We start from the raw sequence: 14,283 nt of genomic DNA, 5'->3' as shown, positions 1-14,283 counted from the left end.
CGGGTGCGGCGCCGTCGATCGTGGTGCTGCGCTCAGGGGCCACCCCGCTCGCGGTCCGACGCCTCGAGTTCGGGTCAAGAAGCGGTGGACTGCGGTGGTTCCGGTGGCCCCTGCGAGCACATGTTCAGCCTGACGGACGCACCTCAGGATCAGCTCAAGCTCGGCTCAGGAAGCCGTTCGGATCGACACAGGACTCGGGCGCCCGGCCGGCTCAGCCCTCGGCCAGCCGCATCGTCTCGCCGGCCCGCGCGGCGAACGCCGTCGCCGTCGCGGCGATCGTGCGCTGCATGACCCCGACCGCGATCGTCGGCGCCACGTCCGCGGGGCGGGCGAGGCTGATCGTGCGGGTCAGCGCCTCGTCGCGGAGCCGGGCCGAGCGGAGCCCCGGTCGATCGATGAGCACCATGGCGGGCACGATCGCGACGCCGAGCCCGCGTTCGGCGAACCGCAGCACGGCATCCATCTCGGCGCCTTCGAGCACCACCTCGGGCGCGAGACCGGCCGCCTCGAAGGCCGCGTCCGTCGCGCTCCGCAGGTCGTAGCTCGAGCTGAAGACGATCTGCGGGAGGGCGGCGAGCTCGCGAAGCGAGATCTTGTCGCCGGCGACGACCGGCGGCGCTGCCGCGGAGGAGACGACGACGAGCTCCTCGTCGAGGAGCGGCGCGACGGTGAATCGGTCAGCGGCCGTCGGGTCGGAGGTCGTGATGAGCGCGAGGTCGAGCTCTCCCGCGGCGAGCTCCTCGAGCAGCCGGCGCGAGCCCTGCTCCGAGAGGTGCAGCTCGATCGCCGGGTGCGCGGCGTGGAAGGCGTGCAGCACCTCCGCGACGAGGCTGATGCAGAGTGTCGGCGTCGCGCCGAGACGGACGCGGCCGCGTTCGAGCCCGGCGAGCTCGGCGAGCTCCCGGCGCACGGACTCGGCGTCGGCGAGCATCCGTCGGGCGAGCGGGAGCAGGGACTCGCCGGCCACCGTGAGCGTCGCCCCCGCGCGGGCGCGGTGGAAGAGCTCGGCCCCGAGGTCCTGCTCCAGGGCGGCGATCTGGCGGCTCAGCGAGGGCTGCGCGAGGTGGAGCTCGGCCGCGGCCCGGGTGAAGTTGCCGAGGCGCGCGATCGCGACGAAGCCGCGGAGCTGCTCGAGGTTCATATCCATAGCCTACGTGCATCGTTGCGAGTAGATAAATGCATTGGAGGAATCGCGGCGTTCGACCTAGCCTCGTGCGCATGCAGACCCCAGAACGGCAGATCTCCACCAGCGTGCTCGTCATCGGCACCGGCGGCTCCGGCCTCCGCGCGGCCATCGAGCTCGCCGAAGCGGGCGTCGACGTGCTCGCCCTCGGCAAGCGCCCCAAGGCCGACGCCCACACCTCCCTCGCCGCCGGCGGCATCAACGCCGCGCTCGCGACCATGGACGCCGAGGACAGCTGGCAGCAGCACGCCGCGGACACGCTGAAGGAGAGCTACCTGCTCGCCGACCCGCGCACCGTCGAGATCGTCACGAAGAACGCCGCCCGCGGCATCGACGACCTCGAGCGGTACGGCATGCCGTTCGCCCGCGAGGACGATGGGCGGATCTCCCAGCGGTTCTTCGGCGCGCACACCTATCGCCGCACCGCCTTCGCGGGCGACTACACCGGCCTCGAGATCCAGCGCACGCTCATCAATCGGGCGGTGCAGCTGGAGATCCCCGTCCTCGACACCGTCTACGTCACCCGCATCCTGGTGAACGACGACGGCGCCGTCTTCGGCGCCTACGGCTTCGACCTCGAGACGGGCACCAGGTACCTGATCCACGCCGACGCCGTGATCCTCGCCGCGGGCGGGCACAACCGCATCTGGCGGCGCACCTCCTCGCGCCGCGACGAGAACACGGGCGACTCGTTCCGCCTCGCCGTCGAGGCCGGCGGCCGCATCCGCGACCCCGAGCTCGTGCAGTTCCACCCCTCCGGCATCCTCGAGCCCGAGAGCGCCGCGGGCACCCTCGTCTCCGAGGCCGCACGCGGCGAGGGCGGCATCCTGCGCAACGGCCTCGGCGAGCGCTTCATGCCGAAGTACGACCCGGAGCGCGCCGAGCTGTCGACCCGCGACCGGGTCGCGCTCGCCTGCTACACGGAGATCGCCGAGGGGCGCGGCACACCGAACGGCGGCGTCTGGCTCGACGTCTCGCACCTGCCGCGGGAGACGATCATGACGCGCCTGCCGCGCGTCTACCAGACGATGCTCGAGCTGCAGATGCTCGACATCACGAAGGAGCCGATCGAGATCGCCCCGACCGCGCACTACTCGATGGGCGGCGTCTGGGTGCGCTCGGAGGACCACTCGACGGATGTCCCGGGCCTCTACGCGATCGGCGAGGCCGCGAGCGGGCTGCACGGCGCGAACCGGCTCGGCGGCAACTCGCTCATCGAGCTGCTCGTGTTCGGGCGCATCGTCGGGCAGGCGGCCGCGGCCTACTCCGCGGGCCTCGCGGCGCAGTCCCGCTCGGCGGCGGCGATCGAGACCGCCCGGGGCGAGATCGCGGGGCTGCTCGCCGCCGACGGCCACGAGAACGTGCGCGCGCTGCAGCGAGCCATCCGCGACACCATGACCGAGCACGCGGGCGTCGTGCGCTCCGAGGCGGGCCTCCGCGCCGGACTCGCCGAGCTCGACGCGATCGAGGCGCGCATCGCCGAGGTCGGAGTGCACCCGGACATCGCGGGCTTCCAGGACCTGGCGCACGCCTTCGACCTGAAGTCGGCGGCCCTCGCGGCGCGGGCGACCCTGGAGGCGGCGCTCGAGCGCCGTGAGACCCGCGGCTGCCACAACCGCAGCGACTACCCGGAGCTCGATCCCGCCCTGCAGGTGAACCTCGTCTGGTCGCCGTCCGCCGGGGTCGTGCGCGAGGCCATCCCGGAGATCCCGGAGGAGATCGCGGAACTGATGGGCGGCGAGATCTCCCTCGCCGGCAAGCTCGTCGAGTAGCGACGACCGGAGCGGCTCCCTGACCGGGGGCCGCTTCGTCGTTCCTCCGAGTCGGTAACGAAACATGCGCTGCCGGAAACAGGGATGATGTGATGGTGTCCCGTTCCCGAGCTCCGCGTCCCGTCGAGGGCGCGCGCGAATTCGAGGAGCTCTTCCGCACCTATCACGCGGTGATCGTCGCTGCGGCGTTCAACCGATTGAGCGACCGGACCGACGCCGAGGATGCCGCGGCCGAGGTCTTCGCACAGGCCTGGCGGCGCCGCGATGATGCATCGCAGGTGTTCACGATCGCCTGGCTCTATGCGACGCTGCGCAATGTCGTCGGCAACACCTACCGGGGCCGGACCCGCCACACCCGCCGCGCGGATCGCGCGGAGCAGGAGCTGGAGTCCGCTCCGGAGCTGGCGTCCGACGAGGTGATCGAGGTCCGTCTCGCGGTCAATCGGCTCGAGGAGGCCGACCGCGAGGTGATCTGGATGGCGTACTGGGAGGACCTCAGCCGCGAGGAGATGGCCGAGATCCTCGGCTGCTCCACCGCCACCCTGCGGGTCCGCCTGCATCGCGCGCGACGACGACTCGAGCAGTTGCTCGCCATCGACCCGGCATCGACGGTGAAGGAGGACGCATGGACGAGCTGACCCGCAGACTGGACGCCGCACGCCCGGTGCTCCCCCGCCGCGGCGAACCACTGACCGCGACGAGCGAGGCGCGCCTGCAGGAGATCCCGCGCGCCGCCCGGGCCGGCGCCCGGCGCCCCCTCTACCTCTCCGTCGCCGCGGCCGTCGTCGTCTTCCTCGCCGCGACGGTCGGCATGGTCGCACTCGGCAAGCCCACCGCCGGCTACGCCACGGCGACGCCGCCGCTGCTCCAACCCACCCCCGTCGACGGTTCTCCGGAGGTCCTGCTGATGCGGTTGAGCGAGCGCGTCGTGCCGCACGGCACCGCCGGGAACGTGCGGTTCCAGGCCTGGTCCCTGTCCCTCGTCCTCGGCGACGACGGCCGGGTCGAGGAGACGAGCATCGCCCCAGAGGTGCGCACGGTGGAGCATCGCGCCGACGGGTCCCGGATCGAGGTCCGGCGCGGCCAGCCGTACGACTCCGACGGGCGCCCGATCGCGGTCGAGGGCTACGACGTCGGCTCGCTCATCTGGGAGGAGGACTTCGGCGCCGGCGAGTACCCGTTCGTCTTCGGCACGCCGCCGACCGTCGCCGCGGACTTCGGGCCGTTCCTCGAGCAGCCGCTCGGGCGCACCGGGGTCACGACGGGCGACTACCTCCTCCAGCTGAGCAACCTGCTGACCGAGCAGACGCTCTCCCCCGAGCAGCTCCGCGCGGCGCTGCAGTTCCTCGCGACCCGGCCCGACCTCGAGGTCGAGGGAGCCGTGACCGACCGGCTCGACCGCCCGGGCCTCTCCTTCGTCACTGACAGCCGGGCTCCCGGCGAGTACGCTGAGCGCATCGTCGTCTCCGACGCCGGTCTCGGGATCCTCTCCATCGAGACCACGTACATCGGCCACGACCGCACGGATCTCCCGAGTCCCGCGGTCATCAACTACACCGCCTGGGAGTAGTCGACGCCGCACCGATTCGGGAACGAAAGGGACCCGAACAGTGAACCTCCCCCGATTCGCCGCGGGCGCGCTCATCGTGGCCGCCGCCGTGCTCGCCCCCGTCTCCGCCTCCGCCGCCGTCCCCGCGGTCTCCTCCGGGGACGACGCGCTCCAGCAGCAGGTCGACGCGGTGCTCGCCGAGTTCCCCGGCGGCATCCAGACCGGCCCCGACGAGGTCAGCTGGCAGGACGGCGCCGTCGTGCTGAACATCGCGGGAAGCGGCGGCGCCGCGGCTCGCGCGGTCGGGTCCTGCGCCACCGGCACGCACTGCGTCTACAGCGGCGTCGGCCTCTCGGGCTCGAAGCTGACCTTCTCCACCTGCACCACGCAGTCGGTCGCACCGCTCGGCGCGCCGGTGGCGTCGATCGCGAACGCCCGCTCGATCGTGGTGCGCGCCTACAACAGCGTGGGGGTCGTCGGGTCCGTCTCCGCGAACAGCTCCGCGACGACCAGCTCGTGGGGCGTCACGAAGGTCGGCTGCTGAGCCGCAGCGCGGCGCCCGCGCGCTGACGCCGCCGCGCGCGCCCGCTCCGTCGGGCGCCCGCGCCGCGCCGCACTGCTGCGGGCAGCGCTGCCGTGCGCAGCGCTGCCCGCAGCAGCATCCGCCCCGCCCCTCGCCGCGAGCGCGCACGCTGGGGCCATGAGCGAATCCACCCCATCGATCCACCCGATCGACGCCGAGCTCACCGCCCGGCTCTTCCACGAACGCATCATCGTGCTCGGCGACGAGCTCGACCAGCAGGGCGGCAACCGGCTCTGCGCCCAGCTCGTCGCGCTCGCCGGCGACGACCCCCGCCGCGACATCCGCTTCTGGATCAACTCCCCGGGCGGCTCGGTCTCGGCGATGCTCGCGATCGCCGACCTCATGCGCTCCATCCCGAACGACGTCGCCACCGTCGCCTACGGGATCGCGGCGAGCGCCGGCCAGTTCCTGCTGAGCGCCGGCACGCCCGGGAAGCGCTTCGCGCTGCCGCACACGCGCATCCTCATGCACCAGGGCTCGGCGGGCATCGGCGGCACCGCGGTCGACATCGAGCTGCAGGCCGACGACCTCCGCCACATGCGCGACACGGTGCTCGGCATCACGGCGGCGAACACCGGGCAACCGCTCGAGCGGATCGCCGAGGACTCGCTCCGCGACCGCTGGTACACCGCGGAGGAGGCTGTCGCGTACGGCTTCATCGACCGCGTCGTCGACGGCTTCGACGAGATGTTCCCTCGGGCCGAGCGGCCCCGGACCGGACTGCAGGTGACGGCATGAGCAGCTACTCCATCCCCTACGTCGTCGAGCGGCGCGGCAACACCGAGCGCTCGCTGGACGTGTACAGCCGACTCCTCTCGGAGCGCATCGTCTACCTCGGCACCGAGATCGACGACGGCGTCGCGAACGTGCTGATCGCGCAGTTCCTGCACCTCGCCTCCGAGTCGAGCGAGACGCCGATCAGCCTCTACCTGAATTCGCCGGGCGGCTCCCCCGGTGCCGCATTGGCCGTCTACGACACGATGCAGCACATCCGTCCCGAGGTGGCGACGACCTGCGTCGGCCAGGCGGCCGGCCCGGCGGCGGTCCTCCTCGCCGGCGGCGCGAAGGGACTGCGCTCGATCCTTCCGCACGGGCGGGTGGTGCTGCATCAGCCGTCGTCGCAGGGCCGGGGCACGATCCCCGACCTGATCCTCCACGCGGACGAGGTCGTGCGGGTGCGCGCCGAACTGGAGGCCGCGCTCGCGGCCGACACCGGTCACGACGTCGCGACGCTCCGGCACGACACCGATCGCGACCTCATCCTGCCGGCGGCCGCGGCCGTCGAGTACGGACTGGCCGACCGGGTGCTGAGCGCGCAGGCCGCGCTCGGTGCGGATGCCGAGGCCTACGCAGCGAGGAGGTAGGCCGCGCCGCGGGGCGCCGCAGCACCCGACCCGTGCAGCGGAGCCTGCCGGGGCGCGGGCAGCGGAACCGGCAGCGGCGCCGGACGGCGGGAGCCGACGAGTTCGATGCGCTCCTGCCGTTCGGCCTCGCGGCGCTCGACCTCGTGGCGCGACTCGAGCGCGGTGCCGACTCGACGCACGAGTTCGTGCAGCTCGAGTCCGAGCGCCTCCGTGACGGCGCCGAGCACCTCGCTCGAGGCCTCCTTCCGTCCCCGCTCGATCTCCGAGAGGTACTGCGGCGAGACCCCGGCCGATCCTGCCACCTCGGTGAGGATCCGGTCCTGATCGAGACGTTCGCCGCGGAGCACCTCGCCCACGGCGTCGCGCCAGAGCGGTTTCGGCCGACGACGGACCGGCTGCAGATCGACGAGCTCACCCATGGGCCGAGGCTATCCGCGACGGCATCCGCCCGGAACACGGATCCGCTGAGAGCAGAACGGGACGCGCACGCCGGTCGGCACGATGCCCGACCGGACCGCCGGAGTGTTCACGAAGACCGGGTGAGGCCGCCCTCGCGTCCGCGGTCGGGTCTCGCGGCGTCGACCCCGGAGGAGTAGCGTCGGCGCACAGGCCGACGTGAGGAGTGGCGATGTCGCACGACAAGAATGACGAGCTTCGATCCGAGCATGCTGAGCAGGCCCGGCACCGGCAGAAGCTGCGCGACGAAGCGCCGGAGGGCGAACACGAAGACCTCGGCTCGCAGGACGAGCGTCGCGCAGAGGACCGCCGGCTCTGAGCGAGGCGCGCGGACCTCATCAACGCCGAGGTCCCGAGCGGCAACGGGCGGCCGGGGCGCGAGTCACCCGCGTAAAAAGATCGAGGCCCGGAATCTGACGATTCCGGGCCTCGATTTGTTGCGGGGGCAGGATTTGAACCTACGACCTCTGGGTTATGAGCCCAGCGAGCTACCGAGCTGCTCCACCCCGCGGCACAAGAGATAACACTAGCACGGGTTTCGCACCTCGTCCAATCGAGCGTCGCTCTCGCGTGCGGCGGGCCGCGATCGGCGGCGCGGATGCCTCCGACGCGGCGCTCCGGGAACCGGACGCCCCGGCCACCCAGCACTCCTGAACACGCGAGCCGGGGTGCAGCATGTGCACACTTTGGGGGACAGAACTGTCGGATGGTCACAGTCGATCGTCGGATTCGCACGAGGCATCCACATGGTTTGTCAGGAGTCTTTCCAAACCACCGCGGGCTTGCTAGCTTCCTCCGCAACGTCGTCGCCGCAGTGCGGCGAACCCGGCGGCCGTGAGCCGCCCCGCTGCGCCCGCGGCCGCCGACGTCCGACCAGTGCTCGCTCCGATCGATGAGGATCCCATGACACGACGCAGACTCCTCCGCCCGCTCGCCGCCCTCGGCGTCGCGACCGCGCTCGTCGCGGCCGCCGCCGCTGCACCCGCAGCCGCGAAGCCGCACGGCCACTCCGGCGGTCCCGCCGAGATCAACGGCTACCGCACCGTCGGCTATCTGATGGCCGACGCCCCCGTGACCCGCGACGTGCAGGTCAAGGATCTGTTCACGACGGGCGCCATCCGCGACATCACGCACCTGAACTACGCCTTCGGGAACGTCACCGCGAACCTGAAGTGCGAGATCACGAACGTCCCGGGCGAAGGCGACGCCTTCAACGACTACCTGCGCCTCATCGGCCCGCAGGACTCCGTCGACGGCAAGAACGATAAGACCAACAAGCACCAGCGCATCGCCGGCAACTTCAACCAGCTCCGCAAGCTGAAGGAGCGGAGCCCCGAGACGAAGGTGCTCATCTCCCTCGGCGGGTGGACCTGGTCCGATCACTTCTCCGAGGCGGCCGCGACCCCGGAGCGGCGGACCGCGCTCGTCTCCTCGTGCATCGACGTCTACCTGAAGGGCAACCTCCCGAAGGTCGGCACCTTCGGCGGGCCGGGCGCCGCCGCCGGGATCTTCGACGGCATCGACGTCGACTGGGAGTGGCCGGTGAACGGCGGGGAGACGAGCAACGCCTCCCCCGCCGATCGGGAGAACTTCCTCGCGCTCATGGAGGAGTTCCGCGCACAGCTCGACGCCTACGGCGAGCAGACCGGCGAGGACTACCTCCTCACCGCCTTCGCACCCGCGGGCGGCTGGAACACCAACGCCGGCGGCTGGACCGACCCGCGACTGTTCGACGCGGTCGACTGGCTGAACATCCAGGGCTACGACTACGCCGGCGGCTGGACGGGCAACACCGGGCACCAGGGCAACCTGCACCCTGACGGCACGAACAACTGGGGCCTCGCCCTCGACAACGCGGTCGGACTGTACACGGCCGCAGGAGCCGACCCGGCCCAGCTGAACATCGGGCTCGCCGCCTACGGGCAGGGCTGGACGGGCGTCACCGTCGGCGACCGCGCCGGCTGGACGCCGGATCCCGCGGTCTCCGCGATCGGGACGAAGCCGTACTTCGAGATCCGATCGCTCGGCCACGGCTACTTCGACCCGGCGATCGGGGCGTCGTGGCGGTACGACGCGAAGACGGGCCAGTGGTGGAGCCTCGACGACCCGAAGTCCGTGCGGGCGAAGGCCGCCTGGCTCGCCGAGCAGGGCCTCGGCGGTGCGATGTGGTGGGACCTCTCCGGCGACTACCGGAACGAGCTCGGCGGCGCACTGGGGTCCGCGCTGCGGCATGCGGAGGAGGGACCGCTCGACTGAGCGCTGCTCCGGTGGCGGGGGTCGCGACTCGGTCGCGGCCCCCTTCGCCGATCAGGCCGCCGACCCGGCCGCAGGCGCCTGCGCGACGATCTCCATGCTGAGCGGAGCCCAGCGGGTGCCCGGCCAGCCGTACAGTCCGCCGCCCTGCGGCACCGTGGCCGGGAACATCCGCCACGGCACCTGGTAGTGCTCGGCGAACTCCTCGACCGCGAGCCCGGCGCTCCGCAGCCCGCCGAGCACCTCGCTGAGCGGATGCATCCACTCCCATGTCTTCGTGTGCTCCAGCACCACGTCCGGGTCGGCGTAGTCCTCACCGCTGTCGACGATGTCGGGCTCGCCGCCCGCGTAGGCGTAGCGCAGGCTCGGAAGCCCGTCGGGGCCGTCGTCGCCGTCGAGCATGTACGCCGCCGGGTGCCCGTCGGCGAAGTAGAGCCGGCCGCCGGGCTTCAGGAACCAGGCGACGATGCGCGCCCACTCGCCGACGTCGGGGAGCCAGCCGATCGTGCCCCAGGTCGTGAACACGAGATCGAAGGACTCGGGCTCGGGCAGCATGTGCCGGGCGTCGTACACGTTCGCCTCGATGAAGCGGGCGCGGTCGGCGAGACCGAGCTCCCCCGCCATCCGCCTGGCTTCCTCGACCGCCGGCTCGGAGAAGTCGATGCCGACGACGGTGGCGCCGAGCTGCGCGAGCGACAGCGAGTCGGATCCGAAGTGGCACTGCAGGTGCAGGATGCGCACCCCGTCGAGTCCCTCGGGGAACAGTCGCTCGATGCCGGCGGCCGCGATGGGGTCGAGCAGGCTGCCGCCCGCGCGCAGGGCGCTCCGATCGTAGAACTCGGACGCGACGTGCACGGGCACGCGCTCGTCCCAGTTCGCCCGGTTCTGTTCGAGCCACTCCCCCGCGCGCGGGTCGACGGTCACTGCGCGGCCGATTTCTCGGACTCCGCGAGCGCGATCATCTTCGACACGAGGTCGGCGAGCTTCGCGTCGGCGGCCCCGTACGCGGTCCAGTCGCCCGAGGCGAGCGCGGCCTGCTTGTCGGCGATGGCCTGCTTCGCCTGGTTCAGGAGCGACTGCATCTCGCTGCTCGGCGCGGTCGGCGTGCCGCCGTCGCCACCCGTGTCACCGGGATCGGTGCTCGGCTCGTCGGGGTTGCCGCCGTCCTCGCCGGTGCCGGGCTCGACCTGCTCGTCGCCCGCCGAAGCGCCCGAGTCGCCGCCGAACAGCACGTTCAGCGCCTGGTCGAGGGTGTCCTGGAACGCGATCTGGTCGCCGAAGGCGACGAGCACCTTCTGCAGCAGCGGGTAGCTCGTGCCACCGGTCGACTTCACGTAGACGGGCTGCACGTAGAGCAGACCGCCGCCGACCGGCACAGTGAGCAGGTTGCCGTTGATCACGTCGGACTGCCCCTGCTTCAGCAGGTTCAGCGACTGCGAGACGGTCGGATCGGAGTTGAACTTCGCCTGCACCTGGCCCGGGCCCGGCACGTTGTCGTCCTCGGGCAAGGTCAGGAGTCTGAGCTTGCCGTAGCCGTCCGAACGTTCGCCGTCGCTCGCGCCGGCATCGGAATCGACGGCCAGGTAGCCGCGGAGCACGTTCCGGCTGTTCTCACCGCGCGCATCCGGGATGAACGTCGAGTACAGCGAGTACGCGGGCGAATCCTGGCCCGGCATCTGCATCGTCAGGTAGTACGGCGGCTGCAGCGCGTTGCTCTGCGCGGAGGCCGTCGGCTCCTTCGGCGTCGTCCAGGCGTCCTCGCGCGAGTAGAACGGGTCGGCATCGGTGACGTGGTACCGGCCGAGCACCGCGCGCTGCACCTTGAACAGGTCGGAGGGGTAGCGCACGTGGCTCATGAGGTCGCCCGACATCTTGCTGATCGGCTCGAGCGTCGCCGGGAAGACCTTCTGCCAGGTCTGCAGGATCGGGTCGGTCTCATCCCACGCGTAGAGCGTGACCTTGCCGTCGTAGGCGTCGACCGTGGCCTTCACCGAGTTGCGGATGTAGTTGATCTCGTCGAAGGCGAGCGACGGTGCCGCCCCCTCGCTGTCGGCGATCGCCTCGCTGAGGCTCACCTTGTTCGAGTACGGGTACTGGTCGGTCATCGTGTAGCCGTCGACGATCCAGACGAGGCGTCCGTCGACCACCGAAGGGTAGGTGTCGGAGTCGAGCTCGAGGTACGGCGCGACCTTCTTCACGCGGTCGATCGGGTCGCGGTCGTAGAGGATCTGCGACTCGTCGTTCACGGCGTCGGAGAGGAAGATCTGCTCCGACTGGAACTTCAGCGCGTAGATGAGCTTCGTGAAGGCGTTGTCGAGCTTCGGCCCGCCGTCGCCCTGGAAGGTCGTCTCCGTGCGCTCGGAGCCCTCGGTGCCCGAGGGGTAGTCGAGCTCGACGGCCTTCGCACCCTTGGGCGCACCGACGATCGAGTAGTTCGGCGAGTGCTCGCCGAAGTACACGCGCGGCTCGAACTCCCCGAGCGAGCCGGTCTGCGGGATGCCCGACTGGATGAACACCGGCTGCCCGTCGGAGGAGCGCTGGTTGCCGGCGGCGGCGACGAGGCCGTAGCCGTGCGTGTAGACGATGTGGGTGTTGTACCAGGTGGCCGCGTCGCTCAGGCCCTCGAGGTTCAGGTCTCGGACCGCGACGATCGCGTCCTGGGACTTGCCGTCGATCTCGTAGCGGTCGACGTCGAGGCTCTGCGGGAACTGGTAGTACTGGCGGAACTGCTCGAGCTGGCCGAAGGCCTGGCTGATCTGCTGCGGGTCCATCAGGCGGATCGAGGCCGTGGTCTCGGCGTCCGCGCGGAGCGCGCCGGGCTCGGCGTCGGTCTTCGCCGCGTACGGGATCTCCTCGACCGTGTCGACGCCGTAGGCGTCGCGGGTGAGGTCGATGTTGCGCTGCAGATACGGCGCCTCGGCCGTCCGCGCGTTCGGCTCGACCTGGAAGCGCTGCACCACCCACGGGTAGATCGAACCGATGATGAGGCTCGAGACGAGGAGCAGCACGGTGCCGACGAGCGGCAGGCGCCACCGGCCCATGATCGCCGTGACGAAGAACAGGATGGCGACGCCGATGGCGATCGCCGCGAGGATCCACTGGCCGGGGATCACGGCGTTCACGTCGGTGTAGCTCGCGCCGGTGAAGAGCGTGCCCTGCTCGGTCACGGTGCCGTACTGGTCGAGCCAGATGCTGACGCCCTGGAGCAGCAGGTAGAGGCCCGCGGTGATCGCGATCTGCACGCGGGCGGACTTCGAGATCACGACCTCGCGCCCGGAGATGCGGATGGCGCCGTAGAGGTAGTTCGTCGCGATGACGAGGAGGCCCGAGAGCAGCACGACGGCGGAGGCGAAGCCCACGATCGAGCGGTAGAACGGCAGCTCGAAGACGAAGAACCCGACGTCGAGGCCGAACTGCGGGTCGGTGGTGCCGAAGGGGGTGCGGTTCAGCCACGCGAGCGCGGCGTCCCAGCGCGAGGCCGTCGAGACGCCGGCGAACACACCGAGCACGACGGGGACGCCGTACATCGCGAGACGGCGCAGGGGCTCGAAGACCTCCTGGTAGCGGTCGAGCTGCGAGTTGAGCTTCGCGTAGACCGGCCGGGTGCGGTAGGCGATGAAGATCGACGCCCAGACCGGCAGTGCCATCGCGACGAAGCCGATGAGGAAGAGCGCGATGCGGGCGATCCACTCCGTCGCGAGGACGTCGAAGTAGCCGAGCTGGCGGAACCACAGGATGTCGGCGTAGACCCCGGCGAAGAGGAAGAACCCGACCAGGAGCACGGCGACCACCCCGATCGTGATCGCGATGGGCGCTCTACGGCGCGATGACGTGCGGGGGTCTTGCGTCTCTGCTGACACTCTGGCCTCTAGTTCGGTCGGAACGGATCGGTCGGAATGGATCGACCACCCATCCTAAGCGGCCGAGTCTTGGAGCTTGCCCGGAACGGCGCGGGAGCGGCGCCCCGCGATCAGGGGGCGCGGGCCGCTCAGCCGGCGCTGCAGCTCGCGTACGTGCCGTCGACCTCGCCGTCGGCGACGTCCTCGACGATCGTGCGGGCCTCGTCGAGCGTCTCCACCGAGAACACGGTGAGGCCGTCCGGGATGTTGCCGACGACCTCGTTGCAGTTCGACGCGGGCGCGAGGAACCAGGTCGAGCCGGCGTCGAGGGCGCCCCACATCTTCTGGCGGATGCCGCCGATCGGCCCGACCGTGCCGGCCGAGTCGATGGTGCCGGTGCCGGCGATGCTCTCGCCGCCCGTGAGGTCGCCCGGGGTGAGCGTGTCGACGATGCCGAGCGCGAACATCATGCCCGCACTGGGACCGCCGACGTCGTCGAGCTGGATCTCGACGTCGAAGGGGAACTCGTAGACCATGCGCACGCCGATGCCGAGGATCGCCGTGCCGCCGTTGTCGGTGGGCGTGAGCTCGACGGTCTGCTCGGCGCCGTCACGGCTGATCAGGAGCGAGGCGGGCGAGTCGGTGCCGTGCGCCTGAACGGCCGCGCGCAGTTCCCCGATGGAGTGGACGTCCGTGCCGTCGACCGACTCGATGACGTCGCCCTCCTCGAGGACCCCGGCGGCCGGCGTGCCCTCGGCGGAGCCCGTCACGGTGACCTCGCGCGGGAAGTCGTAGCCGAGCTCGACGAGGGCCGCGGCGATCGCGTCCTGCTGCGAGTCGACCATCGCCGCCTGGTTCTGCGCGTCCCGGTCGCTGTCGCTGATGCCGGGCGGGAAGATCGCCTCGACCGGCAGCACCGACTTCGTGCGGTCGACCCAGGCGCCGAGCACCTCGAGCCAGTTCGGCGTGCGGCCGGGCTTGCCCACGACCGAGACGGTGAGGAGGTTGAGCTCGCCGTCGGTCGGATAGGTCTCCTCGCCGGGCACGGCGATGAGCGGCCGCTCCTCGCCGTCGTGCTCCTGCGAGCCGAGCGTGTTGTAGACGGGGCCGGGCTGCTCGATGACGTAGGGCGAGGGCAGCAGGGCGAAGACGACGCCGATCACGAGGGCGACCCCGATCGCGGACCAGCCGATGCGCTCCCGGAGGCTGCGTCGGCCTACCGAGGGATCGTGGCGCCAGCGGGGATCGGTCTGGGGCTCGTCCTCGAAGAGGCTCACGCGGTCA

Annotated in this window: 13 protein-coding genes and 1 tRNA gene; 8 read left to right on the top strand and 6 right to left on the bottom strand. The window is 71.2% G+C overall.

The window, feature by feature from the left end:
* Positions 1 to 211: 211 nt before the first annotated feature.
* Positions 212 to 1,147: a LysR family transcriptional regulator gene (locus ROT00_RS00570; RefSeq protein ID WP_404771530.1), complete on the bottom strand. Its 936-nt coding sequence runs from the start codon at positions 1,145 to 1,147 to the stop codon at positions 212 to 214.
* Between the two features lie 71 nt (positions 1,148 to 1,218).
* On the opposite strand from ROT00_RS00570, the gene ROT00_RS00565 reads away from it, so the two are divergent.
* The 6 genes from ROT00_RS00565 to ROT00_RS00540 all read left to right on the top strand — a co-directional run bounded on the left by ROT00_RS00565 (position 1,219) and on the right by ROT00_RS00540 (position 6,451).
* Positions 1,219 to 2,955 carry an L-aspartate oxidase gene (locus ROT00_RS00565; protein ID WP_404771528.1) on the top strand — a complete coding sequence of 579 codons (1,737 nt, stop codon included), beginning with the start codon at positions 1,219 to 1,221 and terminating at the stop codon, positions 2,953 to 2,955.
* A gap of 92 nt (positions 2,956 to 3,047) precedes the next feature.
* Positions 3,048 to 3,593, top strand: a complete 546-nt coding sequence (locus ROT00_RS00560; RefSeq protein WP_404771527.1) for an RNA polymerase sigma factor — start codon at positions 3,048 to 3,050, stop codon at positions 3,591 to 3,593.
* Complete coding sequence (locus ROT00_RS00555) at positions 3,581 to 4,525, top strand: hypothetical protein (RefSeq protein ID WP_404771526.1); 945 nt, start codon at positions 3,581 to 3,583, stop codon at positions 4,523 to 4,525. Before ROT00_RS00560 ends, ROT00_RS00555 begins: the two co-directional genes overlap by 13 nt.
* Positions 4,526 to 4,565: 40 nt before the next feature.
* Positions 4,566 to 5,048: a hypothetical protein gene (locus tag ROT00_RS00550; protein WP_404771525.1), complete on the top strand. Its 483-nt coding sequence runs from the start codon at positions 4,566 to 4,568 to the stop codon at positions 5,046 to 5,048.
* Positions 5,049 to 5,204: 156 nt separating this feature from the next.
* Entirely contained in the window at positions 5,205 to 5,825 is a 621-nt protein-coding gene (locus ROT00_RS00545) for a ClpP family protease (RefSeq protein ID WP_404771523.1), read from the top strand.
* On the top strand, positions 5,822 to 6,451 hold the full coding sequence (locus ROT00_RS00540; protein WP_404771521.1) for a ClpP family protease: 630 nt from the start codon (positions 5,822 to 5,824) through the stop codon (positions 6,449 to 6,451). Before ROT00_RS00545 ends, ROT00_RS00540 begins: the two co-directional genes overlap by 4 nt.
* On the opposite strand, the gene ROT00_RS00535 is transcribed toward ROT00_RS00540, so the two are convergent.
* Positions 6,433 to 6,870, bottom strand: coding sequence for a helix-turn-helix domain-containing protein (locus tag ROT00_RS00535; protein WP_404771519.1), 438 nt, complete (start codon positions 6,868 to 6,870; stop codon positions 6,433 to 6,435). The genes ROT00_RS00540 and ROT00_RS00535 overlap by 19 nt on opposite strands.
* A gap of 209 nt (positions 6,871 to 7,079) precedes the next feature.
* Here ROT00_RS00535 and ROT00_RS00530 point away from each other — a divergent pair, with 209 nt between their 5' ends.
* Entirely contained in the window at positions 7,080 to 7,226 is a 147-nt protein-coding gene (locus ROT00_RS00530) for a hypothetical protein (protein WP_404771517.1), read from the top strand.
* A gap of 118 nt (positions 7,227 to 7,344) precedes the next feature.
* Here the strand turns inward: ROT00_RS00530 and ROT00_RS00525 are convergent.
* Positions 7,345 to 7,418 (bottom strand) — tRNA-Met (locus ROT00_RS00525).
* A gap of 392 nt (positions 7,419 to 7,810) precedes the next feature.
* On the opposite strand from ROT00_RS00525, the gene ROT00_RS00520 reads away from it, so the two are divergent.
* On the top strand, positions 7,811 to 9,163 hold the full coding sequence (locus ROT00_RS00520) for a glycoside hydrolase family 18 protein (protein ID WP_404771515.1): 1,353 nt from the start codon (positions 7,811 to 7,813) through the stop codon (positions 9,161 to 9,163).
* A 51-nt stretch (positions 9,164 to 9,214) separates the two neighbouring features.
* On the opposite strand, the gene ROT00_RS00515 is transcribed toward ROT00_RS00520, so the two are convergent.
* From ROT00_RS00515 to ROT00_RS00505, 3 genes are all read right to left on the bottom strand, one after another.
* Positions 9,215 to 10,084, bottom strand: a complete 870-nt coding sequence (locus tag ROT00_RS00515; protein ID WP_404771513.1) for a class I SAM-dependent methyltransferase — start codon at positions 10,082 to 10,084, stop codon at positions 9,215 to 9,217.
* Positions 10,081 to 13,020, bottom strand: coding sequence for a UPF0182 family membrane protein (locus ROT00_RS00510; RefSeq protein ID WP_404771512.1), 2,940 nt, complete (start codon positions 13,018 to 13,020; stop codon positions 10,081 to 10,083). The genes ROT00_RS00515 and ROT00_RS00510 overlap by 4 nt, the downstream gene beginning before the upstream one ends.
* 128 nt (positions 13,021 to 13,148) lie before the next feature.
* On the bottom strand, positions 13,149 to 14,276 hold the full coding sequence (locus ROT00_RS00505; protein ID WP_404771511.1) for a YlbL family protein: 1,128 nt from the start codon (positions 14,274 to 14,276) through the stop codon (positions 13,149 to 13,151).
* Positions 14,277 to 14,283 lie beyond the last annotated feature (7 nt).

It is taken from the genome of Agromyces mediolanus (genome assembly GCF_044917495.1).
GTDB lineage: Bacteria > Actinomycetota > Actinomycetes > Actinomycetales > Microbacteriaceae > Agromyces > Agromyces mediolanus_B.
The sequence above is the reverse complement of the archived record's forward strand: the minus strand, read 5'-3'. Positions and strand labels throughout refer to the sequence as shown.